The following is a 25,719-nucleotide window of genomic DNA, read 5'->3' on the forward strand; positions in this document are numbered from 1 at the left end:
TGGATCGCGCTAAGGTAGCGCTAATCAGGCAGAACCGTCCTGCTATAAGATCTAAGTTCAGTTTCAACGTGGCTCGCGGCATTCCCTCACGATCTATACCCAATTGCATGACGCTCATAATGAAACCTTTACGTAACGTGGTGGTAGGGGTGGCATTGGTAGGAAGCTTTTCTAATTGGATTCTATCCAACTCCAGGTAAATCAAAAGTATTTGGCGACATGGCCGTTTCGACACATCAATCCGTTGACATTCAGACCAATCAAGCCAAGAAAGCTTCAAAGAATGGCATACCAGAGGCCACAGGATCTACGAAGAATGAAATGAAATCGGAGTCTTGCCCGATTTCTAGGCGGATCATCAAAGAAATATCGGTGGACAGGCGGAAGGCTATGGAGATGTTGGCAGATTTGTAACCATCACTACCACATAACATGGGATGACGCGATTGATGCCCATGATGAAGCCCTTGTTGATGGTGGAGCGCCGGGTATTTTGAATGAGCACGCGATTCGGTCAGCTTTGGCACGGCCGTATCACGGGTATTTTAAGTCTCTCCATGAGAAGGTTGCTGCCCTGATGCATGGGATTATTTCCAATCACGGATTCATAGACGGAAACAAACGAACCGCATTTTATCTGGCGGAACTGCTTATTAGAAGGAGTGGATGCAAACTATTGGCCAGCAATGATCTCATGGTCGATATGATTACATCTGTTGCTCGTGGAGAAATGACTTTTGAGGAGTTGACAGAGTGGCTTCGTGAACAGATTGTATCCGTTGAGAACCCTTAATTGGATTGGATATTTGTGAAGGTTAGAGTATGCATAATCGTGGGCAGAGCATTAACGATAGAACATTGCGCGCATGACTCTTCGGCCTTAATTTTGAGATGAGTCATTAGCCTGGAGCTAAGGAGTTAGTGGAGATGGATGGAGGCGTCAAGTGTACGGCGCCAATACCCTCGGAGGGTTTCAAACCTCACAGGTCGAAGGCTTTGATCAACTAGTCTGACTGGCTATGTTCTATCACCACCTGATATACGGTGCCATCAGATCCGATACAGCCTACGAGCCGCTGGGTGAGGATTGGTTTTCGAAATGATTTACGAATCATGTTGTAGAGGAAAGCAATTGGATTAGCATAGGCGCCGATGCCAGTCTATGGTTGCATTTAAGCTTCCAATGTAACATAAGGGTAATTATGTTACATTAATGAAAACGAATACTCTGAACTTGATATGGATTCTGGGCTCTCTTGGGAATATATGGTTTAGCTACTTGATGACCCACCGTTTACGGCACACAAGATCGCATTCCTAACGTCGGGTATGCGGACGGAACGTCAAACGAGGAGGATTGGGTTACTACTGTTAGATAGACTTCACTTTATCCAAGGCGTAATCATACAGATAATTCTTCTGTTCCTTTGTCAATGTCTGACCTGTAAAGTAAAGATGTGCTGCTAAATCGTCTTTCTTTACTTCCCATAGCCCCTCAGGGATACTAATATTTGTTTCAGGATGCGTCCTGTTCATCTCTAGAGACAGTCTTTCAAAAGATCGATATACTGGGTCTCCAGATTTTCTTGTCATAAGTAGAACGTGCTGTGGTGTCAAGCTCATGATTTTACGATAACTTGACGGATCAACGTGGATATCTCAAAATTGATTCACGGTTTTGGTGTTGTAAAGAGGTGGAATTGTAACTCATCTTGTATTTCGATTGGGGACCTTTAAACTTAGATTCAGGTTGTTACCCCTTCACGTTTGGGATGGCGGTCTGGCGGTTATCAAGCCCGTGAATCGTCTGTGAGGCTATGTAAAACCTGTCTACAGGTACCGAACGGTGAGACGTCAAGGAATCCCGTGCTGATTATAGTTTGAGTTATAATTCCCTTATCTTACACCGAGTATGGCATTGATGCGGGCCTTTGAGTAAATTGACGCTTAGGTCCCGCCAGCGAAGTATGGCATCTTATTGGCGGACAGTAAGTGATTTTCAAATTGGTAAATGAATCAACAAACTGCAGAAAAATTCTCGTTCCAGTTGCCTCGATGCAATCCGAATGATTATGATCGAATTACAAAAGAAATGGGAAAACGTATTGGCAAAGACACGGTTGATTTTGGGTTTGAGATCCTTGTTGAATCTAGCCAGAGATCTGATGGTCGATACTTAAGTCTTAGTTTTCCAGCAGATATTCCCATCCACCCAGAAGTCCTTTTGAGGCTCCACCATATTTTTCAAGTTACACTGGAATCCGTTCTTTCTGATCTTGAAATTCAGCCAATTGGATCTTAGGATTGGGCAGTACAGCTCCAGCATATAGGCCCGGACGAAGCTCCACTTCCTAACAAGTCAGAGCACTAGCTCCGCAATGAACCACAAGATCGTCTTGGACTATTGAATGGGGAACATGCGGCCTAATATCTCCCTGAATAGGGCCCTCTACTAGTTTTAGGAAAATCGATACAATGAACCAGTTGGTGGCTGGAGCGTCCCACGGTGGTTGATATCAATTCCTCAACAACAACTTTAAAATGGCCGGATTATCCGAAAATCATGTTCCTGAAATCACAGTGCAGGAACTCAAACATCTCATCGACAAGGATGAGCAACCCTTTATTCTTGATGTTCGGGAAGAATGGGAATATTCGACTGTGAATCTGGGCGGACACCTGATTCCCCTAAAACAACTTTCGGATCGATTGGATGAACTTGAACCGCACCGGAAAGACAATATGATTGTAGTTCATTGTCGGTCTGGAGGTCGATCAGCCCAGGCGGTCAGGTTCCTGCACGCTGCCGGTCTCACAAATACGAAGAATCTCCGCGGAGGTACTCTCGCGTGGAGCAAAGAAATTGACTCAAGTTATCCAACCTATTAAGTCTTCTAAAACTGCGACACCAATCCATGTAATTACAGGCCCTACCGCAACGGGTAAGACGGCCCTGGGCTTGAGATTGGCTCAAGCTCTGGATGGTGAAATTATTTCTGCTGACAGCCGCCAGATCTATAAGGAACTCACGATAGGTTCGGCAAAGCCCACCGCCGATGAATTAGCGCAGGTTCCCCATCACTTCGTTAACGAATTAAATCTTGGTGAACCATATTCTGCCGGCTTATTTGCCGAACAGGCCTCTGTACGTATTGACGAGGTTTTAGCACGCGGCCGTGTGCCAGTTGTAGTCGGTGGCTCCACACTCTACCTGCATGCACTTGTACATGGCTTGTCTCCAACAGCACCCTCTGACCCAGATGTACGGACAAACATTGAGAAACGACTTGAAGAACTTGGGAAAGAGGCTCTATATAAGGAGCTTTCGAAGATAGATCCATTGTCAGCCAGCACGATGGATCCAACAAAAACATCCCGCTTGGTGCGTGCACTTGAGGTTTTTGAGCTCACCGGTACGCCTCTATCCAAATTTCATGGCCAACCCACACCGCCTTCCCATGAATTTTGTGTCACGGTACTTACGCTTGAGCGCCCTACCCTTTACCAGCGAATTGAACAGCGAGTAGATCGAATGCTGGAAGAAGGGCTTATGGAAGAGAATCGCCAGATTCGAGATCTGCAATTGGATCGAACATTACCTGCCTTAAAATCAATCGGTTATCAGGAACCGTTGGCTTATTTGGATGGCCACTGTAGCTGGAGTGACATGGTCGAACTCATTAAACGAAATAGCCGGCGCTATGCGAAACGACAATTGACTTGGCTTCGTCGCTATGAGACATATCGTCAAATTTACGCGCAAAGCCCAACTGACGAGTTGCTGGAAACAATCCTGGCTTCACCACAACCATGACTTTATCTCATCCAGAAAACCCAATCGCCCGATTCATTCCCCTGAGTGATTGAGCAATAGAGCAGATCAGGCTGGTTCGGAGCTGGGTTGGAGAACGAATCCAGCCGAAGTGAAAAGAACCATGTTAGATTCAAATTCAGCGAGCATGTTAGCTTTGTTGGTAAGGAATAATTCGCGCCATTGCTGCGAGGTTCTGAAGTGTAAGTCTTCTTCCTGGGCATTCATCTTCCCAAATGATCTTAGGCGATTCGCCAATCGGTCCAGGATCGCTAAAAGTTTGTTCTGGAAGGATGTTGTATATACGGACTCAACTACGATTACTCTGCTTCGACAGACACGCATCGCCTCACGGAGTAGCATTTCAGCGTCTTTTGCATGATGTAATACGTAGTAGAGCAGTACCACGTCAAAATGCTTTGAAGGCCATGGTAAGGGCCCCTGTTTTAATGAAATATGGGGAAGATCTGTTTGATTCATCGAAACAACATCGGCAAGTGAGACACTTGCTCCCAATCCCTTTTGGATGGATTCTCCTACATACCCCTCGGCACAACCTAAATCCAGAACGGTCATTGCACCAATATCTTTCGGGAAAAATGGCTGGATTCTTTTGAATTTTTTACTCGCCCTTGCACGCATCAGACTCTGCAACCATCTTGGAGCATATCGAAGTGTTCCAGCAATGCCCCACCCTGCCCATCCAACAATGACGAACGTCCAATACGGGCCACCCACATAAAGGAGATAGGTCCCTATGGACCATACTCCAAGCCAAATCCAATGCCACCCGTGAGCTTGTAGGCTTGCGGTCAAAAACAACGGAACGAGCAGGTACCAAGGATGAACGGTTGTGCTCAAGACAAGATAGCAGCCTGTTGTAACGAGCATTGCACGTGCCAAAGACCAGCGCTGCAACAGATCCAAGATGTACAAAACTGGGATACTGCAAAGAAATATTAACCGCAGGAAAGGACCCAATTGCTTACTCCAATCCTCTCCGGTTAGCCACTGCAATGCAGATTTCAGGCTATAGTAAAGGCCGGAATTGAATTCAAAAAATCGAGCATACAGATCAAGTGATCCTGAAACGTTAGGTAGGACATATGGGGCGGCAAATGGGAGTGCAAGTAGAATTGCTGTGATTGCGCCCGGCCAGACAGCATTCCAACCATACCGCCTCCACAGGTATGGGAAAAAAAGAAATGGAAATAATTTGATCCAGCCTCCAATTGCAAGAAAAATAGAAGCCCACCTCCCGTGATTATTCTGGGCCAGATAAATCACCAAGATCAGTGCCAACAGAAGTGCCGACTCTGTATGAGCCTGGCCCGCTGTTTCCAGAATGACAACGGGATTCCATGCATATAAAAGGACAAACCCCGCTGAAACAAGCCGAGCCAGTATCAGGATGGCGAATAGCTCGGCTAGAATCAATAATCCTTTGATTAAATAATAGCTCAGAAACCCATCGGGTTGATGCCATGCAGTTCCAAACCAAAAAATCAATTGTGAAACTGGTGGATATACACTGATAAAGGATTTAGAATTCAGGCGCTCAAAGGCGGTATCCTGGTGAAGATCAAAAAGAGATGCGTCTTCTGGAGCGAATTTGTATGGATTTATGCCTTCATGCTGAACAACCCCATCCCATACATAGCGGTAGGCATCATCCGAAAGAGATGGCGGAAGGCCTATGAGAGATAGCCGGAACAGGAAAGCATATACGAGGACCGTTTTAAGGGAAAACTTTCCTATACGCCAGCACAATATCCAGCACACACTCCCAAATATGACCAAACCAAATACGAGAGGGAGATGTCCTCGATCAATAGAGACAAGTCCCAACACAAAAATTGAAGTACATAGCCCAACATGGAACATCCACTGCCATACTGGAATTGACCGCAATAGAGCAATCATTGGCTGTACTATCTTATTGATTGTGCTCCGCTTTTGCTACCATGGAATGATCAACATTACCATGGGGCTGTCAGTAGAATGTGGCCCCCGTGAAGTGAGGGGGCGAGTTGGGAAAATTGACGTAAATTTCTTCTTGGAAGCGCTTCCATACCCTTAATCATCTTTACCAAAATGATACATCCTAAACCAGTTTTGGGCAGAGAAACATTCTTTGTCAGCTTAGCGGCTCTAATTCTTGTTATACTCTCGGCTGGAGTTTTATTCCTTCCGTCGACTGCGCCTCCAGTAGACCGCGGTCTGAAATCTGAAAAATCTAAGTTTATCAAGGATCGGTTTGGTTATCCAGACAAATTCCAGGAGTATTTTGCAGATATTGAAGGACTAAATGATGGATATGCCCCCTACCCGCCCGGGCACAAAATGCGGGAGTTCCAAAAAGCGATTTTGAGAAATGCGAAGCGTGGTCGCGGCACAACCACGTTAAACTGGGTTGAGCGTGGACCAGGTCATGTGGGCGGGAGAAGCCGTGCAATCGTACAGGACCTGACGGATCGTTCCGGGGATACATGGTATGTTGCTTCCGTGGGGGGAGGCGTATGGAAGGCCCGTCGTTCCGAGTCGTTCGGGCTACAAAAGATCGAATGGACGCCGCTGACCGACCATTTGCCCAGTCTTGCAGCAACCACTTTGGATGTATCTCAAAGTAATCCCAACGTGGTATACTTCGGGACCGGAGAGGGCTTTAGCAATGTTGATGCCAGTACCGGAGTTGGAATGTTTAAGTCAACGGATAGTGGAGAAACCTGGACCCATTTAACCGCATCGGCTGTAAGTGTGGATCAGGACTGGCGTTTTATTAACCGACTCGCGATACATCCCGACAATCCAGATATTGTTATTGTCGTAACCAACGGGGCAATATTCCGCACTGAAAATGGAGGAGAGTCGTTCGAAAAAGTCTTAGACACTGGCAGGTTGCGCGTACAGGATCTGAAGGTTAACAAAGATAATTTTAACATTCAGTTTGCGTCAGTCAACGGAACTGCGATTATTAAATCTACCGACGGTGGGAACACATGGGAAGACTCATTTAGAGGTTTCGTATATGGTGCAGGGCGGATTGAGCTGGCGATTTCTGAATCCAACCCTGAAGTTATCTGGGCTTCAGTTCAGGGTCTTGGTGGGAATCGAGTAGGTACTAGTCAACAAGGGCTGCAAGCCCCAATCTCAGATCTCTATCGTTCTGTAGATAACGGGAATACCTGGCGTCTGATCGAATTTTCCAGAGATACACCCTCTCAGGCTAATACTTTTCTAGGTGTTCAGGGGTGGTATAACAATTCAATAGCTGTTCACCCATATTCTCCAGACACCGTATATGTTGGCGGCGTCTTCCGCTGGAAAGCATGGGTCAATAATGATGCCACGTTTGAGACTGGAGGCATCACTCGCTTCGAAAATAGTACCCCCTTTCTGGTCTTTCAGAACTTTGGGGCTCCGTTTGCAGGTGGTGCACTGGATGTAGGCTATTTAGACGACGGTGCCCAAGATATTTCCATAAGCGAAATGACATCTGTTGAGGTTCGCTTTGGACCTGGACTCACCCAAATGGCACATCGATTTACTGTACCTCCCAACGGTGGTATCAATGCAGACGGGGGGGCAGGCATTACGTATCCTGAATACATGTATGCTGACTATGTTGAGGTCCCGTTTCAGGTTTGGGATACGGACAGCAACCGGCAATTGATGGTCTCATTCCGAGATCAGGCCAATGATGGAGAATGGAGCCTCATCTCTCAAAATACCGACGGGCCTGGAGAGACACACAGCAGAGAATATATTTTTATTTCAAAGTATGACTATAACGCTTCCGCACCCAAGGCTGAGTATACAGAAAATGGGGGATTCAGTCAAGGTCTTATGTATTTTTTCTGGCCAATTCTCGCTCCGGATTTGGAAGAAGAATGGGACCCTAGCTCCCCTCCAGCTGGAATTTTAGACATAGACTTTGGTGCCATAGAGGGGCAGTACCGCAGTACGGAACTGTGGGAAAATGGGAACGTCCACGTAGATCATCATGCCCTTACGGTTTTGCCGATTAATCCAAGTACGAATGAGTTCCGTATCCTGAATGCAAATGATGGGGGTGCGGCCTTTACACTTGACAGCGGAGAGAATTGGGTCGAGGGAGACGAGACTCCAGGTTTCAATACAGCACAGTTTTATGACGCAACCAAACATCCAAATCTTCCAAGATATTTTGGGGGTACACAGGATAACGGCTCTTGGCTCTCTGGATTTAGCCCCAGCAGTCGTCGTGGATGGCCGAGTGAAGAGGCGCTGCCTGGAGATGGGTTCGATGTGGTCTGGAAGTCCTCTGATTCGTTGATGGGGTCAATTCAAGGTAATTTGATCGCACGATCGCTTGACGGCGGCGGTGGGGATTGGTTTGTTGCCGGTAACATTCTTAATTTTGAAGGACAATTTCTGACATCCATTGGATGGACACCAGAGTCAAAGGACGCTGTCTTTTCAATATCGCCCGAGGCTGGCCTACTTCGATCACTTAATTTCGGGCAGAATTGGGATGCGATTCGGCCTCCAGAGGCTGCAAAATGGGGAGGAGGAAATGGCGGCAGAGTGCGTGTTTCTCTTGCGGACCCCTCAATTGTTTGGGCAGGATATAGGTTGACGCAAACAGGTGGCGGCAGAGTGCTTCATGTATCTGAAAATGCCCTAACCCCTCTTTCTGAAATAGAATTCCGACCGGTCACTGCTCCCAGCTTTGCACCGTCGGCCCAAATTGCTGGATTAGCAACGCATCCCTTTACTCATACTACAGCTTACGTCACATTTGGCGTTGGATGCCAGCCTAAAGTGCTCCGAACTGAAGATCTGGGAAATACCTGGGAAGATCTTTCAGGATTTGCTGGCAATGATGAAGGTACCTGCGAAAGTACAAACGGATTTCCCGATGCTAGGGTATATGACCTTGAAGTCTTCCCTGACATACCGTGGGTTATTTGGGCAGCGACTGACATGGGAATCTTTGAATCGCGTGATCATGGCCAAACTTGGGCTTATGCAGATAATGGATTGCCTGCTGTCAGCGTGTGGCGTATCCGTATTGTTGATGATGAAATTGTCCTTGCCACACACGGCCGTGGAATATGGAGCTTAAACCTCAATGAGGTCCAAACAGACATAGAACGTGTTGCCAACGAGATTCCAGATTCGTTTGAACTGCTAAGTAATTACCCAAATCCGTTTAATCCGAGTACGACAGTCAGCTTTAAGGTCGCAACCCAGAGCCATATTCGCCTGACTGTATTTGATATGCTCGGACGTAAAGTCACGACTCTAACGGATCAGCCGTATACTGGTGGGATACATCAGGTTGAATGGGATGCTTCGGCGATGGCAAGCGGGCAATATATTTATCGCATGGAGGCAAATGATAAACTGATCGGTGCCAAAGCCATGGTGTTAATCAAGTAATCTCTTTGTGCCGCAGGCTACGTTTGGCAGTGAAATATCAAACGTAGCTTGCGGCCTTGTTGCTCAACATGGACCTCGTCTGCCATGGTTCGCATGAAATACTGTCCCCGGCCATGATCGGCCAATCGATTTGCCTCCGTCAGCGGATCACGCTGTGTCCAGTCTATACCATCACCCTCATCGGTCACAATTAGTTCGATCCGATCTCTCTCCTTAACCAAGTGGAGGGTTGCCTCTTTTTTTTCATCCCACTGGTTTCCGTGTTCCATTGCATTAGTCAGGGCTTCGCTCGCTAGGAGGATAACCCGGTAAGCTAAATTATCGTCTAAGTCCAGCGTGGGTACAAAATCCTGCAATGCCTCAACCGCATTGTCCAAATTTTTAAAGCTGGACGGTAATTTTAGTTCAAGCTTTTTCTGATGCATACTCTCCCCTACCCTATGGCGTTTTAATTACGGAGTTCAATACCCCGGCTAACATTTCTGTAAGACGATTACGACTAAACATAGATACAAAGGATTCATCGGGACTGGGGAAATTCTCTTTATTCCAATCGCTTGTTATTTGGTTGAGCGCTTGGATCACATCAGCTTCACTTTCCGGCTTGACTATGTATGCTGCTCCATAACGGAGCAATGTCTGACGGGCAGTCCCTGGTGGAACCAGTGCCAGTATAGGTTTTCCAGTCCCCATGTACTCATATAATTTACCCGTTGAGATACCTGATGAGCCCGGCCTGCTGCCAATGGTCATCCACAATACATCTGCTTCCTGCTGCAATTCAGCGACATGGGCATGTTGTACGTATCCCACGTATTGAACGACATCTTCTAATTTCAGGGTCCGAATCAGATCCGTGAACCCATTTGGTACGAGGCCAGCAAAGATCGCTGAGATTTTGGGGCGCATCGCAGGATTCTTTTTCAAAAACCCGCTGATGCCTCTCAAAAAATACTCTGGTGTCTGAGCATCGTAAAAAACACCTGTATAGACAAGTTTCAGCTTCTCACGCGCACGTATCTTTACAGGGGCCTCGTATTCATCGAATCCATGAGGGATGACCTCTCCCCTTATGTTTTCACCGCGATGCCGTTTCTCTAAGGCATCTAGGATTGGACGGTTGATTGTCGTAATTGCGGATGATTGTATCAGAACCTGTCGCTCCTGTTGAATATGCAGCCTCCGATGGAGGGCTGTTGGGTAGATATGTCTCGGATTACCTACCCAGTCGTCACGAAAATCTGTGATTAAGGGAAGTTTTAGTGTTCGGGAAAGTTTCCTCCCAATCAAGTGACCGGTATAGGGCGGCGCGCTGGAGAAAACGGCATCGAAGCGCTGGGCTGCTGCCTGACGTAAGCCTGCACGTAGTGCAAATAGCTTCCATCCCAATTTATTGTCCGGGATGAAAAGCCAATTGCTAATGTAGGCTAGCGTCTGTCTTCTTGTTTCTTGAGGTAACCGGACGGTAGCACCCGAGCGAAAGAGCCGTGTTGGATCAAGGCTCTTTGTGCGTATGACACGAATACCTGCATCTTCAATGGGAGACCACAGCGATTTATCATGAGCAAAATATCCCCCCGGCTTTGCTGTAATGACGGTCGGTTGCCATCCATATTCCGGTAAATGGCGTACGAATCCTGCAACTCGCTGGACTCCACTCAATCCGAGTGGAGGGAAGTAATATGCTACGACCAGTACATGTCGCATCCAATACGCTCAGATAGTTATCAGGTCGCGCTCAATGTGGGATAACCGCTCACAGGCGGACGAGCCAATCACCACTGTATCCTCAATTCGAATTCCAAATTTGTCCGGCAAATAAACCCCGGGCTCAATTGTAACCGTATGTCCTTTGAGTAAGGTGGCTGATGAGTTCGCCGAAATACGGGGCCATTCATGGACTTCTAGGCCAATGCCATGCCCAGTACTGTGGCTGAAAAATTCTCCCAACCCCTTTGAGGTCAGAATGGATCTAGCTGCTTGATCAACCTCCGAAGTTTTAATGCCATCATGAGCCACTTGTATGGCCTGATCTTGTGCTTCCTGAACCGCTTTATAGGCAGTCCTAAACTCCCCCTCTGGCACCCCGCAATACAGTGTCCGCGTCATGTCTGAAGCATATCCATTAAATATGCATCCAAAATCTAATAGTACCGGGTCACCTATACGTAATTTCTGATTACTTGGGCGGGCATGTGGGAGTGCGCTATTTGCACCAAAAGCAACGATAGTTTCGAAAGCCATTCCAGAAGCGCCACGAATCATGTGACGGTAATCAATCATTGCCGCCAATTCATTTTCGCGAACCCCCGGCGTAATCGACTCGCAAACTTCCTTGAATACAGAATCAGAAATCAACTGTGCTTGTCGCATCCTTGCGATAGCGCCCTCTGATTTCACCGCAACATGGCTGTTGAGTAAATTTTTCCTGGGAAGTAGTGATATCCCAGACAATGAAGTCTCCCAATGGGTGAATTCTGCAAGTGTCATATACTCCGGCTGGACGAGCAATCGGTCTGCTGCGTCCACTAGCTCCTTGTTTATTGCATGATTAACCAGATCACGTGATCCAATATGGATCTGTGCTTGCTGTACTTCCAGGGTTACCTGAGTCTCATATCGGCGATCCGTAAATAAATGTAGTTTGTCTTCTCTCACAAGAAGAAACCCATTTGATCCGGTAAATCCACACGCCCATCGAATATGTGGCAAATGGGTGATGATTAGCCCCGTTGCATCTTCAGAAGTCAGGGTTTCTTGAACCCAACTGCCTTGAATTCCAGATCCGGGTTCAGAGTTATGCACGATCAAGTGGTTTTAAACAGACAGGATGATCTAATGCGGGGTTGCCAATTTTTTTCGTGACGGGATAGACTTCTAAGTCCAAAAGGTCCTCCTGTCCGATTATCTCACAGGCTACATCGGGTTGATTGAGATAGGTATCCATCATGTCATGGTTTACGACTACCGGCATACGATCATGGATAAATGAGATATCCCTCTGTGCGGATCGTGTTAGGATCACGCATTCATTTTCGGTATAGAGCCCGGCGAGAAGGAGGGGGAAACCATTCTTGCTTCGAATACAGTACGGCTGTTTACCATCGGATACGGCACGCCATTCGTAGTACGCTGTAACCGGAATCACGCTGCGCCGTGTTCTGAAGGCATTCCTGAACATCGGTTTTTGCGTTACGGTTTCTGCACGTGCATTGATGACAGGACGTTTCATCTTTGCCCAGGTCGGCAGCATCCCCCATCTGAAGGTGATCCAGGCTTTGTTTTTGTTCTCATTGAGCTGCAAAGCATAAATCCTGCTACCAGGTGCAATATTATAGGAAGGCTCGGCCCAGACAATAGATTCGGCTCCTTGCTGGATTTCCAAAAATTCGCTAACTCGTTCCACGTCAAACGATTGCGCTATACGTCCACACATTGCACACTAAATGGAATCTCCTGAAAACAGTAATCGCCGGAGATCAGATACTCTACCCTGTTCATTCAGTCATCCGAAAAACATTCAGTTGATCATTGTTACTGACTACCATGATACGATGATCAATTTTAACGATTCGGCGTGTGTCTCCACGTATCCAGAAATTTCTACTGCCAGCATCCGTAAAGCCTAATTCTCCATCCCCGACCAACATAAGCCCTCGCCCACTACTCATACGACCTTCCTCAGCCCGATTTGAGTAATCATTACCTACGAGGAAGATATCAAGATTTCCGTCATCATTAAAGTCATAAGCAAGTGCATCTCTGACGGGCGAAAACTGTGCAGACGGGGGGAGAGGCTGAGGATCGAAGATTCCTTCGTCTGTGAGCTCAAAGATTACCGAAGAACTATTCTTTGCTTTCAGCACAATGGCAGGAGGGTCATATCCTGCCATGATTTCATCTGTTGTCGCCGCGGCATAATCTGAGTATTTCGGGAATCGTATTCGGACATCTGGTAATTGAGCGACAATTTGATCCCGCGACGCAACGGGGACATCAATTCCTTTCACATAGCTGCTGTATACAGTCTCCCAAGTTCCAGAGTTGTCAAAGTCTCCTGCGTAAAGGGTCGCCGGGTATTGGGGAGAAGCCTGAATTTGTGTATTTAGGCCTCTATTTCCGGCGATAAGGTCCGTGTCGCCATCCATGTCCAAATCGGCAGGGATCACCTGATTCCAAAACCCATCGGATTCTGTTAATCCCAGTTGACCACTACAATCCTCAAAAATGCCAGAATCGCTGATACAATATGCTCGAATTGGCATCCAATGACCCGCTATCAGGAGTTCCATTTTATCATCGCCGCGTACATCTGCCCAAACTGCCGTGGTGATCATGCCAGGATATTGTAAGTCTGGTGCCCAGCTTACTGTCCGGTCCTGAAAACCATCCGGTGTATTTTCTAATACATAGCTGCGGGGTGGCCTTCCAAATTGACCGGGAAGGTGAAGCCCTCCGACGAATAGGTCGGTATCACCATCTGAATCAATATCATAGGGAGCAATACTACTGGTGACGGTTTGCATTGGAGGCAGCAAATTCGGGGCATACACTAGGCCACCAAAGCCTGTATTGATGTACAGACGGTCCTGCCAGTACTCAGGTCTAGGGCCTGCCCCACTTGCCACATACAGATCCAGTAGCCCATCTCCCGAGAGATCCAGTAGGATCGCATCAACATCCTCATACTCTGCATGCTGCTCAAATACAGGGAGCTCTATCTCTGTGTAGGTGCGATCAATTTGCTGAAGAAACAGGGTTGCCGCCTGCCCCCTTCCACCGCCAATGAAAATGTCAGTTAGACGATCACCATTAATGTCTCCACTTGCAATAGCGGGTCCCTCCTGGGCTAGGTCACGAGGCAAAAGTGGTTGTTGGTCCCAGTCCGAATAATCATCTTCTCTATGCTGATAATTGAGGCCTGAGGACAAATCAACTGCAATAAACTCTTTCCCAGGAAGAGATTCGGTGATGCTCTCCTGATATGCTTCACTGTATTTCACCTGAATGGCCTGCCGAGTGGCAATTTTTTCCAGTCGCTGAAATCGGCCATCAGGCCAGTAAATCTCTACATCAACCTCGTCCCATTCTCCCGTTCCAAAAAACAGGGCCGGCTCAAGAGATGAAAGGTAGCCACGGACAAAAAAAGCTTCTTGCATAATGGATTTCTCCTCACCATGAAGTAAGACCTTTGCTCCGATACCGTGCTCGTTTCCCGGTGGACCTTCCAAAGTGATTCGGAGCGTTCCCCCCCTGCCCTGCTCTTCTGCCTCATTCCGATAGAGAAGTACGTCCTGGTTGATATTGCTAATGACAACATCCAAGTCAAGATCACCATCCAGATCAGTCAAGACCATTCCATTTGAATGAGTTGGGAGTTCAAAGCCCCATTCGGTCGTCACATCCTGAAACTGGAGTCCGTCCACTCCTCGGAATACGTAATTGGGGACGCGCGTCGTAGGCATTTGCTCCACCATTTCCAATCCGGACACCGCCTCTCCTAGCATCTGGGCCTGCCTGGACGCGTTCGGCAACGTGGTGGACAGAAAATCTAAATCCGTATAATCACGCAAGTAGCCGTTCGTCACGATCAAATCTTTGAGGAGATCCCGATCCAGGTCGGCAAAAAGCGGTGCCCAACTCCAGTCCGTATTGGAAACCCCCGCCAGTTGCCCAATTTCAACATAATCGGGGCCACGTCTCAAGTGTAGCATATTCCGCATGTACTGCTCATGGAAGCCATCTATCCGCAGTTGGGTATAGAATTCATAATCCTCTGGCCCCTTGAGCACCTTTTGGCGGTAATTATCTTCGGCAAGCATGTCCAGCGTGTAAATATCCGGTTGTAAATCATTATTGATGTCCGCGATATCTGCTCCCATAGACGCATAAGAAGCATGCGTCAGATATGACCGAATGGATTCAGCGAATGTACCATCCTGTTGATTGATATAGAGGTAATCGTCTTCGATATAGTCATTGGATATATAGAGATCTGGCCATAAATCCCCATTAATATCGCTGACAACTACGCTCAAGCCGTAACTCAGTGGATTGCCGAGAATCCCTGCCTCTTCACTAACGTCCGTGAATTTTCCGGCATCGTTTCGAAAGAGTTTGTCTCCCGCAAGTGAGTCACGCTGTGCACGCATATAGTCTACGACGAAGTGAGAATAGCGCCGTATGGAGTGATTCAGGAGATACATATCTAGATCACCATCATTATCATAGTCAAAAAACGTGGCATGATTGGAATAGGAAGGATCATCCAGGCCGTAGGCGGCTGCCTCATCCTTGAAGGTTAGATTACCCTGGTTGATGTAGAGTGAGTTTCGTCTGCGATCTGTTGTTACATTTCCGCTGCGGCAGACATAGATATCCAGGAGTCCATCCCCGTTTACATCCGCCATGGTTACTCCAGTGGTCCAAGTAGGCTCGTGGGTTATTCCGGCCTGCTCAGTAATCTCTTCGAACGACCAATTTCCACGATTCAGATAGAGGCGGTCAGCAGCCATGTTGGCCGTGAAATATAGATCGACTAGCCCGTCCTGATTCAGATCTCCTGCTGCAACCCCCGCCCCATTATAAAAGTATTCATACTCTAGTACATTGAATGCATCCTGCTCAACAATTCCATTTTCAAAGGATATACCGGTATGTTCCATCCGCGTAAATAGCGGACGCTCCCGGGTACAACCCGTGAGGATAGTCAAACCCAAAACAGTTCCGATGCAGAGCCAACGACCTATCGGCATACACTTGCCTTATTTTAAGATCTCCAACACCATCAAACGATAATGAGGCGGGTTTTTTCCATTCTCTGGATTCAATGCCTGATCGTATTCTCTGTTTTCGCTCAGGAAGCAGACATTGCACGAATTTTTACGGAGCAAGACTTTTCCTCTTATTCAGAAGCTTCGGCCTCTTACCTCGAGTGGCTCAAGCAGGCGGCAGATCCAAACGTGGGTGATCCGGAACAGCTTGCGTGGCATCTGCGCTGGATCGCAATGATTACACCGGAGGAATCAGTTGTCCATAAATCCGCGCAATCGCTCATCGGTGGAAAAGGGACACGTGAGGACTCGGAAACTATTATCAACTGGTGGCACCGCCAGGACCCGTTACCCGCTACGTATCACAATGAACGGATAGAAGAGCATCTGTATCGGGTTTACCACGCAAAACAGCACTATGCTGCTCGTAGAGATTCATTGGGAGTGGATGATCGAGGGCGAATTTTTGTGCGATTCGGTCGACCTTGGCGCCAAGCAGCGATCAACCTTGAAGATCCAAGGCTTCAGGTTTTACCACTGGAATATCGCCTCCCCCGGAATGAGATATGGGTGTACCGTGGCATTCACGATGACGCGCACTATCTTTTTGTACAGCTGTCTCGTCGAAGACCATACCGGATTGATACGCCTGAATCTCTGATTCCCCCCAACCTCCGGGGAACCCGGAGAAGGGTTGGACTCCTCCTTGCCTGGATGGAGGATATATTCGGGCAATTAGCCATGGAACATGACCACTATGGCGCAATCTATGACGCGATCGTAAACTATACAACATTACCCACATCCGTCCCCCTAAGGCCCTATGAATTCTCTCAGTGGGCGATCCAGGATACCCGAACCAGAGATGATCAACATCAGCTGCGTCGTGCGAAATCCGTTCCCCCCAGCGTAACCAATGTGTACGGCAATGCCATAGAACTGACTCCTCAACTAAGGTTCAGTCGATTTTTGGAGCGAGACGGCTCAACCCGGCTGGAGGCATATTGGGGTATTGACGTGAGCAAACTCCGCCCAAGTCGAAGTATGACTCGCCGTTTACAGCAGCTGCAGCAAAGGGTATCGTCTGATTTTATACTGAGTGTCGGCTTAACAAAGCATGGACCTGAATACGAGCCTCAAAATATTCAGCTCCGGCGATACCACCTGCCACAAGGAAGAGACTCAGAACAACGAATTTACTCCTGGATTACCCGTGATTTCTCCACATCTCCCATCACGATGCAGTGGTCTCTGCATTGGACGGTTCCGGATTCGATACCTCCACAACCGGCTGCTGCCTGGGCAATCGGGGTTGCTACGGTAGATACACTGGAATCGCTAAAAGGAGACGGTGTCTCATTGGAACTCAGCGACCTGAAGCCGCTCCGGTTGGAGTCTGCAGATACGTTTGACGGTGCAGTTCCCTACGTCGGTCGTGAGATCCGACCAGATACTCCCTTTGCTCTTTACTTTGAAGCCTATTTTCTGCGATTCAACGAGGAAGATCGGACTCGCTATACGGTTGCATATTCGTTGAGTGGCGAGGACGTAGACCCGATAACAACCTCTTTTGATTATGAGGGGAATGCGGCAACCGTTCGAGAATTTATGGTTATTGATATCGGAGAGTGGAGGGTGCCAGGGCCGCTGACCCTCACGCTAACAGTTACGGACCAGGTTGCAGGCACGACAAAGTCCAGATCTATCGGCTTTGACTATGAGGAGTAATCCCAGGATTGTCAGGCTTCTGTATGATATTCGACCTTGCCAGATTACAACGCACGGGTTGCGGGGCATAATAAAACGGGGGCATCCACAAATGCAGATGCCCCCGTTTGTTTGAGTGCTCAGGACTCAATTATTTGTCCCACCAGACACGTGTGGTTAACTCATCTGGTCCCTGGGCAGAAACTGCTGCAGAATAATTCTGCGGATTGGCTACTGCCTCATTCTCCCTGTAGCGTAAACGGCGAGGAATCGTACCGCCAGTTACATTACCAGGATAATTGACGGGAGTCAGTTCGGGATAACCGGTCCGTCTCCAGTTGGCGAAAGCTTCGTACTCGTTGAGTAATACGGCAGCCCAAAGCTGTGTGTTAATCATCTCCATGCCATTTGCAGCATCGTAGGGATTCGCAGCCAAGTAAGCGTCAATATCATCGCTTGAAATCGCCGCAGCCGCACCATACATCGCAAGGTATTCCATTGCGGCGCGGACACCGTTCGCATAATGAGTCGCAGCATCTCCACTATGCCAGCCACGCAGTGCAGCTTCGGCTTTGAGAAGCTCCACTTCGGCGTAGGTCATAAAGAACATTGGATCATCTTGCCCCTTGATCACATCATTAGGGACAAGGTATACATCCATCCCACACGGCTCGGCTCCGGAATCACAACTTACCCAACTGGAATGGTTTTCAATTCCATGGTCAGCGTCTGATCCACCCGCAATCCGGCCATTCGGCATCCCAATTGGATCGGATCCAGCTACAGGGGTTTGTCCATATACATACAGGCGTGGGTCATTATGCTCGACCATCCAGTTCGCGAAGAATTCGCTGATCCGAGGACTCCTGTCAGCAAGGAATACTAAGCCGTTTCCATTCCTCCAGCCGGAAGGGTCATTATGGGGAACATAGGCAATGTCATCATTGCTTTCCATCGTTCCACCGGCAATGGCCTTCTGGACCCAACTCTGCGCTGCACCGGCATCAACTTTAACTAGGCGCATACCCAATCGAAGCATCAAGGAATTGGCCAACCGCTTCCATTTCTCTACATCTCCCTGATACAGTAGATCGCCACCACCAAAGGACGGGCTACCTGCGCTTAATCCCGCAGCAGCCGCCTCAAGTTTTGCCAACATATCCGGGTAGATCGTTGACTGCGCATCATATTTCGGTTGGGTAACCCCTTCAATGAACCCCTTACCTGCCTCAGAATATGGAATGTCTCCATAAAGGTCGGTGAGTCGGTGATACATGATCACACGCACAATCTGTGTGATATGATGCATGTTTGCCATTTCCGGGTCTTCAGCAGTTTGCAAAAGGAGGTCCTCAATATTCTTGGCGATGTTGGGGTAATACCGATCCCACATCGCAGCAGAATAGGAGGCAATATATCCATACTTGTCACCTGCCCAATAACCAGGCAAGGTGGCAAAATGCTGAATCATTACGGAGCTGTAAATCAGATTGGTACGCCAATTTTCGTAGCGCTCACCGCTTATCCGCAATTGGATATTGGTCAGCTTAAAGTTTGGGTCAATCTGAGAAGCTTGCGTCGGATTTACATTCATCTCTTCAAAACCTGAGTCACAGGAGGCAATCAGGAGAGACAAACACAAAGCAGCCGCTATCGAAAGTCTATTCAATTTTGTCATAGTATTTGAGTTTTTCAAGTGATTAGGGCTACAAACGGACATTGAGATTGATGCCAATGCTTCGCGTTTGCGGCACCCCTGAGTGCTCAAGTCCAATCCCACGGTTCGTGCTGTTATACAGGGATTCTGGATCAAGATTGTCTACGTTGCTGTACAGCAACAAAAGGTTTCTGGCAACGAGAGAAACCGATGCAAATTTGACCGGAGTGCGGACAAACAGGCGTGATGGCAGATTGTAGCTGACCGACAATTCCCGTAGCTTCACGAAACTAGCATCGTAGACGAACTCCTCGCCGATCGTTCCGCCACCAATTCTTTGAAAGTAATCTTGTGGATCGACCTGAACCGTATTTGGCTGACCGTCTTGATTGACGCCATCCCCGACGATATAGCCCACATCACGACCTTCCAAGGTATTCTTATGAAGTCCGTTGGCATAGCCTGCACTGTTAGTAACGGAGAAGATCTCTCCACCAAAGCGCATGTCGAAAAGCATGTTTAGCGAGAGATTCCGCCAGCGCAATGCACTCCGAATGCCACCACTCAGATCGGGGGTGCCATTGCCGAGCACACACAGACTGGAGGTCCGCATCGGTAGCCCGTCTGCATCGTGTACAATTGGACCGGTTGCATCACAATCGGTAGCGTCTTCGCCGGTTGGTACGTTCTGGCGAAGATATTTGCGTCCTTTGATTGATCCGTAGGGTTCCCCGACATCAGCGGTCACAAAATTACCTCTGTGCCGACTTTCGCCGAGACTCAGTGAAGTTTGGCCCTCTACGAGCTCCACAACTTCATTCTGGTTACGTGCAAGGTTGAAATCCACATCCAAGCGCCAGTCTCCCTGGCGGACAGGAGTCGTTGTAATCAGCAATTCAACTCCCTTGTTGGAAATTTCACCTGCATTAATCACCTGGGCGCCAAATCCTGATGCACTTGAAATCGTCGTAGACAGAATCTGATTTGTCGCACTCTCCGTGTAGTAGGTAAAGTCTATACCGAAACGGTTCTGCAGAAAGCGTATGTCAAAACCTCCCTCAATCCCTACGGTTTTCGAGGGTTTTAGGCTGGCCAAGGGGATACTTCCTTGTGCAATATTCCCGCGAGGTTGGCCAAGATGGCTGCCACTTAACCCGTAGGTTAATGCCAGCTGATAGGGGGATGTATCCCCACCAACCTCAGCCCATGAGGCACGGAGTTTTGCAAAACTGACCCAACTGGGCATATCAATCGCATCCGTCAACACAAGACTAGCACTGACAGAAGGATAGAAATAGCTGTTGTTCTCCAGTGGAAGTGTAGACGACCAGTCATTACGGCCCGTCAGCGTCAGGTAGAAAAAATCGTTATAGGACAATTCTGCTGATCCATACAACGAGTTAATCTGTTTCTCATTATAGCCGTAGCCATGTGATCGGGTATTTTGGTTCGTAACGACCTCTAGTCCCGGCACGTTAAACCCTCCCCCACCGCTCAGCGATAGAGTCTCTCTCTCCCGGTAGAGTATATTCCCGCCTGCGGTTGCCTGGAGTCCAATTGAACTGGTCAGGTTGCGATTGACGGTCAGGAGGAAGTCCGTATTAATCTCGGTAATCCGATACTCGGTCTCTCCTTGGCCGCCCAGTGGGCTATACGCGGTTCCCCATGGGGTAATCCCTGTCCGACGTGTCGTATAGGTATCACCTCCAAAACGCCCGGTTAAATGTATGCCTTCGGCAAATTTGTAGCCTAGGGAAACAAACCCGATGGCACGTAGATCTTCATCCTGATTCGTGAACTGATGAGCGGCCCAGTAAGGGTTCTGCTGGTAGATATTCCCGAACAGGCCTCGATGCAGTTCGCGGCCATCTACGTCAGTCCCATACTCCGTGCAGCTTTCATCTTCAGGGGGACACCGCATGGTTTCTACATCCACATTCGGTGCCAGCTGATAGACGGAATAATTTGCATTCCCAGGCGAGTCACTCAACCTTGGGCGATTATTTACAAACTCCCGGATCAGGTTGATCTTTGCATCTGCGCTCAGACGTGAGCCAAATTGCGAAGATCCTCTCACCGAAAGCGATGTACGTGAGAGTCCCGAATTGGGGCTAATGCCCTCATTCGTCAGATGGGACAGGCCAATCCTCAGGGAACTGACTTCGTTTGCTGTCGTCAGGGCAATGCTGTTTGTGCTGGTAAGTCCGGTATTGTAAAAGGATGTCACCGGGTCAGCGGCTAAGCCGTACGGTTGCTGTGTACCGTCCCAACTTATGGTCTGCCCGCCATCAAGTCGAGGACCCCAGGCAGCGTCAACAGTCGAAAGTGCCTCATCTACTGAGGTCGGCTTTTCGCCACGCAAACCCTGACCATACTGGGTTTGCCAGTCTGTATTAACCAGGACATTCTCAAACGTAGTGTTACTGGAAAACTCAATACCTAATCCCAGCCCTGGAGAAGCCCTCTTGGTTGTAATCAGAATGACTCCATTCTTTGCGCGGGTGCCATAGAGTGCAGCCGCCGAAGGTCCTTTCAGGACCGTCACCTTTTCGATGTCGTCAGGATTAATCGAACCAATCCCATCACCACCGTCCGAACCACCCCACATACCAGCACTACCCAGGGTAGTGTTATCAATCGGAACACCGTCTACCACGTAGAGTGGTTGGCTATCTTCGCCGAGTGATGATGCACCACGTATGATTACACGACTTGAGCCTGCGGGTCCAGTAGCGGGTTTTGTGACGACTACGCCTGCTACCTTGCCAGACAGCGCATTTGCGACATTGTTTTCACGAACTTCGCGTAGATCCTCACCACCTACCTCGGTCACGGCATACCCTAATGCACGCTCCCTCCGCTCAATTCCACCTGCGGTCACGACAACTTCCTCCAAGAGTCCGGTATCTTCCTCGAGGGAAATCGTGATGTTATCCCGACCCTCTACCGCAACGGTTTGGCTTACGAAGCCAATAAACGTGATTGAAATCGATGCGTCCGGACTGGACACTTCGAGAGAGAATGATCCGTCTACGTCCGTAGCGGTACCATTCAGCGTGCCGGTCTCGACAACCGAGGCCCCTGGCAGAGGCGAGTTGTCAACGGCAGACACGACCGTACCTTGAACGGTATGGTCTTGAGCATGTGCAACCTTGTCCACTGACATGAGGGATGTCAGTAGGATACATAGACTACACATGTAGAGCCTGAGTATGTTTTTGAGCATGATTGTCCTATTTAGTGAAATGTCGTTGACCAGTAAAGCATCCTTCAAAAGCAGGCAGTATTGCTACGGCATGCGAAAATCTCCAATTGAAATAACTCCAAGTCATACCTACTCCGCAATATTCAATGTGCGCTAACAATGATACGCACCTGAGTCATTAAAATCAAGTAAAATTCAAGGGAATTACATCCGAAGCTGTAACCGACTTGTTTGATCTATTCCCTAAAACCTTAAGTACTGTATCCAAGCATCAGTTTTTTGTTCCACGGAACGAGCATGAAGTCTATGGAAGCCCTTCCAGAGGCCTGTTTTGTGTTCGGCATTAAGTTGTTAAAAGATTCTAGTCTCTACAGTTCAAAATGTGAATCTCAAATCAAGGCGTCGCCCTACAGTTGATCAGCCTGGTTTATAAAGATAGCAACGCTTCGAGTATTTTTCCGTCAACTATGTACTTTATCTGTTACAGAATGAGTAATATTTGTCATATTGCTGTTAATTCGTAATAGGTCGTCTCTTTGGGGGAGAGTTCTGCAAGGATCTCAGAGATATGTATATATGAATGGAGCTACGGACAGGGATTATTTAGACGAGTTGGAGCGCAGCGCTTCCCCTGCGGTGAAGTAGTCTTCATTCAGGTCAATATGATGAAGAAGAATCCCAGCTCTTGTCATTCTGATGATTATACGGGATGCTCTTCCGGGGTGAATTTTTGCACGTTTAGCGAAACCGTGGACGCTCACTCGACCTACCTGTTCAAGAAGATGCAAGAGAAGACGTTCCTTCTCGCCGAGCTCAATCAACACATTCTCCGTTTCTGGTGATCGCTTCATTAGTTTCCGCGCCTCACGGCTCGCCACGATACACATATCTCTGTATCTAACAAAGACGGATCTTTGGTGAGTAGATAGATCCCTGACATAGTGAGGGCGAACCGGGCTCAATGGGATCTTGATCACGACCACTGTACGGGTTCGACTGACCTTAATGTACTCTGACTTCAGGGCTATCGCGGGAGTACAGTATTTCTCAAGTGCATGATTGAGAGCGTACATTTCCTCTTCCGGATCCTTCACACCACTCAGATTACCGTCATCCGTAACCCCAATTAATAGGTGTCCTCCACTCGTATTTGCAAGGGCAGTCACTTCGCGAGCAACCCGCTCACTCTCGGGTAGGCGATGTTTAAATTCAAGAAATAAGCCCTCGCCGTCTGCCACTATTTGTTCCAAGTTTCCCTGGGTCATGGCTGCCTATAACCTTTGAAAAGAACCTCCAGTGAGCACAGGATGAGTCCTACGACACTCCACACCTACATAGTAAACATCCGGGACGAAAAGAGCAATCTTTGGAGCTGAACTGAAGCGCAGGTTCTGCTTTAGCGCTCCTGAACCTGTAGCCATTCCTCCTGTTTCGCCGATCGTGTCATTAACTCCTGAACTACGTCATGAGGCCGCTTGCCCTCGAAAAGAATGCCGTACACTGCTTCGGTGATCGGCATTTCAATACCGAGTCGCTGTGCCATGTTGTATACTGCCTTTGTGGTCCGGACCCCTTCCGCCACCATACTCATGGATTTTGTTATCTCATCAAGTGTCGCCCCGCGCCCGATCGCTTCTCCAAGATGACGATTACGACTGTGTTGGCTGGTGCATGTGACCACTAGGTCTCCAAGGCCAGTCAAACCTGTGAAGGTTTGGGGATCGGCACCCAGTGCACTTCCCAAGCGCTGGATCTCTGCAATCCCCCTCGTGATGAGAGCTGCCCTGGCATTATCCCCATAGCCAACTCCATCACTGATTCCAGATGCGATCGCCATGATATTCTTAACGCTTCCCCCAATTTCGACCCCTTTCACATCGCTGTTCACATAAATTCTGAGCCGGTCCGTCATGAAAATCTCCTGCACAGCTTCCGCCCGTCTCATATCGGTTGATGCAGCAACCAAGGTCGTCGGCTTCCTTGTTCCAACTTCTTCTGCATGACTCGGACCATATAGAACTACCAGGTTTCCTCTGGGGATGGGCGGGCTTACCACACCTGCCAGCACCGCAGTCGTTGTAAGTCCTGTCTTTGTCTCAATCCCTTTGGCAACAGATATTACCGTTGTCTCCTGGTCACAGAAGGCTAGTAAATCTGTGGCTATTTTGCGTACTGTGTGCGAGGGGGTTGCGATCACCCAGCAGCTTGCCTGCTGCGCCGCGAGAGCAAGATCAGCCGTAACAGTCACGGATGCTGGAATTGAGATATCTGGCAAATATTCAGGATTGCGACCCTCGTGCTGGATCGCGTTTGCCAGATCCTCTCTGCGGGCCCAGAGCGTCACTGCATGACCTGCGCTAGATAAACTCACGGAAAGTGCAGTGCCCCAGCTGCCAGCACCAAAAACGGAAATTGCACACGGCATGCAATTGGCGGAGGCTATAGCTCACCACGCCCACGCATGCCATGGGCCAGTCGAAAATTTTGGACCTTATTCTCTTTACCCGAAACAAGTCGCTGGATATTGCTCCGATGAGCATAAAGAATTGCAATCGCGAAGATGCAACCAAATAAGAGCAGACTCCGGTCCAATGCCTCAATATCAAAAACGAACATTCGAATGGCCACTGTCGCCGGAAACATCAACGCCGCAGTAATACTTGCTAGAGAAACATATCTTGAGCTAAACAACACCAAGGTAAAAACCCCGATCACAATCCACATCGTCTTCGGTGTAATTGCAAATAAGACTCCTGCAGCGGTGTTCACGCCTTTTCCCCCTCGAAATCCGGCCCACACAGGAAGCATATGACCAACAATCGCAGCGATACCGGCTAACAGGCGGATAACGGATTCCACCTGCCAAAATGCAAACCCTGATGGAAGCTCATCAATGCGAATAGACGCAATTACGCCCGCGGCCAATAATCCCTTACCGACGTCGATGATTGTGGATAACACCCCCGCTTTCCATCCCAATACTCGAAAAACATTTGTTGCTCCTGCATTCAAGCTGCCGTGCTTACGTACATCAACCCCATACAGTAATTGCCCCACCCATACGCTTCCAGGGATAGATCCCGCAAGGTAGCTCAAAACCAATATCAGAATAATCGAGCCCATCAAGAATAAAAGATTTGGC

General features: G+C 48.4%; 17 protein-coding genes. 6 read left to right on the forward strand and 11 right to left on the reverse strand.

Annotation, left to right across the window (positions count from 1 at the left end; all coding sequences use genetic code 11):
* Positions 1-406: 406 nt before the first annotated feature.
* From F4Y64_06585 to miaA, 4 genes are all read left to right on the forward strand, one after another.
* Positions 407-793 (forward strand): type II toxin-antitoxin system death-on-curing family toxin, encoded by a 387-nt coding sequence (locus tag F4Y64_06585; GenBank protein MXX97264.1) that lies wholly within the window; start codon positions 407-409, stop codon positions 791-793.
* A gap of 1,218 nt (positions 794-2,011) precedes the next feature.
* Positions 2,012-2,302: a hypothetical protein gene (locus F4Y64_06590; protein MXX97265.1), complete on the forward strand. Its 291-nt coding sequence runs from the start codon at positions 2,012-2,014 to the stop codon at positions 2,300-2,302.
* A 239-nt stretch (positions 2,303-2,541) separates the two neighbouring features.
* Complete coding sequence (locus tag F4Y64_06595; GenBank protein MXX97266.1) at positions 2,542-2,889, forward strand: rhodanese-like domain-containing protein; 348 nt, start codon at positions 2,542-2,544, stop codon at positions 2,887-2,889.
* A complete protein-coding gene (gene miaA, locus F4Y64_06600) occupies positions 2,876-3,814 on the forward strand; it encodes a tRNA (adenosine(37)-N6)-dimethylallyltransferase MiaA (protein MXX97267.1) in 939 nt (312 codons plus the stop codon). The genes F4Y64_06595 and miaA overlap by 14 nt, the downstream gene beginning before the upstream one ends.
* Before the next feature lie 66 nt (positions 3,815-3,880).
* On the opposite strand, the gene F4Y64_06605 is transcribed toward miaA, so the two are convergent.
* Positions 3,881-5,734, reverse strand: coding sequence for a class I SAM-dependent methyltransferase (locus tag F4Y64_06605; GenBank protein MXX97268.1), 1,854 nt, complete (start codon positions 5,732-5,734; stop codon positions 3,881-3,883).
* A gap of 171 nt (positions 5,735-5,905) precedes the next feature.
* Here F4Y64_06605 and F4Y64_06610 point away from each other — a divergent pair, with 171 nt between their 5' ends.
* Entirely contained in the window at positions 5,906-9,235 is a 3,330-nt protein-coding gene (locus tag F4Y64_06610) for a T9SS type A sorting domain-containing protein (GenBank protein ID MXX97269.1), read from the forward strand.
* 17 nt (positions 9,236-9,252) lie between these two features.
* Here the strand turns inward: F4Y64_06610 and F4Y64_06615 are convergent, their stop codons facing one another.
* The 5 genes from F4Y64_06615 to F4Y64_06635 all read right to left on the reverse strand — a co-directional run bounded on the left by F4Y64_06615 (position 9,253) and on the right by F4Y64_06635 (position 15,990).
* The gene (locus F4Y64_06615; GenBank protein ID MXX97270.1) at positions 9,253-9,660 is read right to left on the reverse strand and encodes an ATP-binding protein; all 408 of its coding nucleotides are present in this window, start codon (positions 9,658-9,660) and stop codon (positions 9,253-9,255) included.
* 13 nt (positions 9,661-9,673) lie between these two features.
* A complete protein-coding gene (locus F4Y64_06620; GenBank protein MXX97271.1) occupies positions 9,674-10,942 on the reverse strand; it encodes a glycosyltransferase family 4 protein in 1,269 nt (422 codons plus the stop codon).
* Positions 10,943-10,951: 9 nt separating this feature from the next.
* The gene (locus F4Y64_06625; protein ID MXX97272.1) at positions 10,952-12,046 is read right to left on the reverse strand and encodes an aminopeptidase P family protein; all 1,095 of its coding nucleotides are present in this window, start codon (positions 12,044-12,046) and stop codon (positions 10,952-10,954) included.
* A complete protein-coding gene (locus F4Y64_06630; GenBank protein MXX97273.1) occupies positions 12,033-12,671 on the reverse strand; it encodes an SOS response-associated peptidase in 639 nt (212 codons plus the stop codon). Before F4Y64_06630 ends, F4Y64_06625 begins: the two co-directional genes overlap by 14 nt.
* A 61-nt stretch (positions 12,672-12,732) precedes the next feature.
* Positions 12,733-15,990, reverse strand: a complete 3,258-nt coding sequence (locus F4Y64_06635; GenBank protein MXX97274.1) for a VCBS repeat-containing protein — start codon at positions 15,988-15,990, stop codon at positions 12,733-12,735.
* A 42-nt stretch (positions 15,991-16,032) separates the two neighbouring features.
* Here F4Y64_06635 and F4Y64_06640 point away from each other — a divergent pair, with 42 nt between their 5' ends.
* Entirely contained in the window at positions 16,033-17,736 is a 1,704-nt protein-coding gene (locus F4Y64_06640; protein MXX97275.1) for a GWxTD domain-containing protein, read from the forward strand.
* A gap of 130 nt (positions 17,737-17,866) precedes the next feature.
* On the opposite strand, the gene F4Y64_06645 is transcribed toward F4Y64_06640, so the two are convergent.
* The 5 genes from F4Y64_06645 to plsY all read right to left on the reverse strand — a co-directional run bounded on the left by F4Y64_06645 (position 17,867) and on the right by plsY (position 25,700).
* The gene (locus tag F4Y64_06645; protein ID MXX97276.1) at positions 17,867-19,393 is read right to left on the reverse strand and encodes a SusD/RagB family nutrient-binding outer membrane lipoprotein; all 1,527 of its coding nucleotides are present in this window, start codon (positions 19,391-19,393) and stop codon (positions 17,867-17,869) included.
* A gap of 28 nt (positions 19,394-19,421) precedes the next feature.
* Positions 19,422-22,571 carry a SusC/RagA family TonB-linked outer membrane protein gene (locus tag F4Y64_06650; protein MXX97277.1) on the reverse strand — a complete coding sequence of 1,050 codons (3,150 nt, stop codon included), beginning with the start codon at positions 22,569-22,571 and terminating at the stop codon, positions 19,422-19,424.
* 605 nt (positions 22,572-23,176) lie between these two features.
* Positions 23,177-23,842, reverse strand: coding sequence for an ATP-binding protein (locus F4Y64_06655; protein MXX97278.1), 666 nt, complete (start codon positions 23,840-23,842; stop codon positions 23,177-23,179).
* A 131-nt stretch (positions 23,843-23,973) separates the two neighbouring features.
* Positions 23,974-25,002: an NAD(P)H-dependent glycerol-3-phosphate dehydrogenase gene (locus F4Y64_06660; protein MXX97279.1), complete on the reverse strand. Its 1,029-nt coding sequence runs from the start codon at positions 25,000-25,002 to the stop codon at positions 23,974-23,976.
* A 14-nt stretch (positions 25,003-25,016) separates the two neighbouring features.
* Positions 25,017-25,700, reverse strand: coding sequence for a glycerol-3-phosphate 1-O-acyltransferase PlsY (gene plsY, locus F4Y64_06665; GenBank protein ID MXX97280.1), 684 nt, complete (start codon positions 25,698-25,700; stop codon positions 25,017-25,019).
* Positions 25,701-25,719 lie beyond the last annotated feature (19 nt).

Source organism: Rhodothermaceae bacterium, from assembly GCA_009838195.1.
Classification (GTDB): domain Bacteria; phylum Bacteroidota; class Rhodothermia; order Rhodothermales; family Bin80; genus Bin80.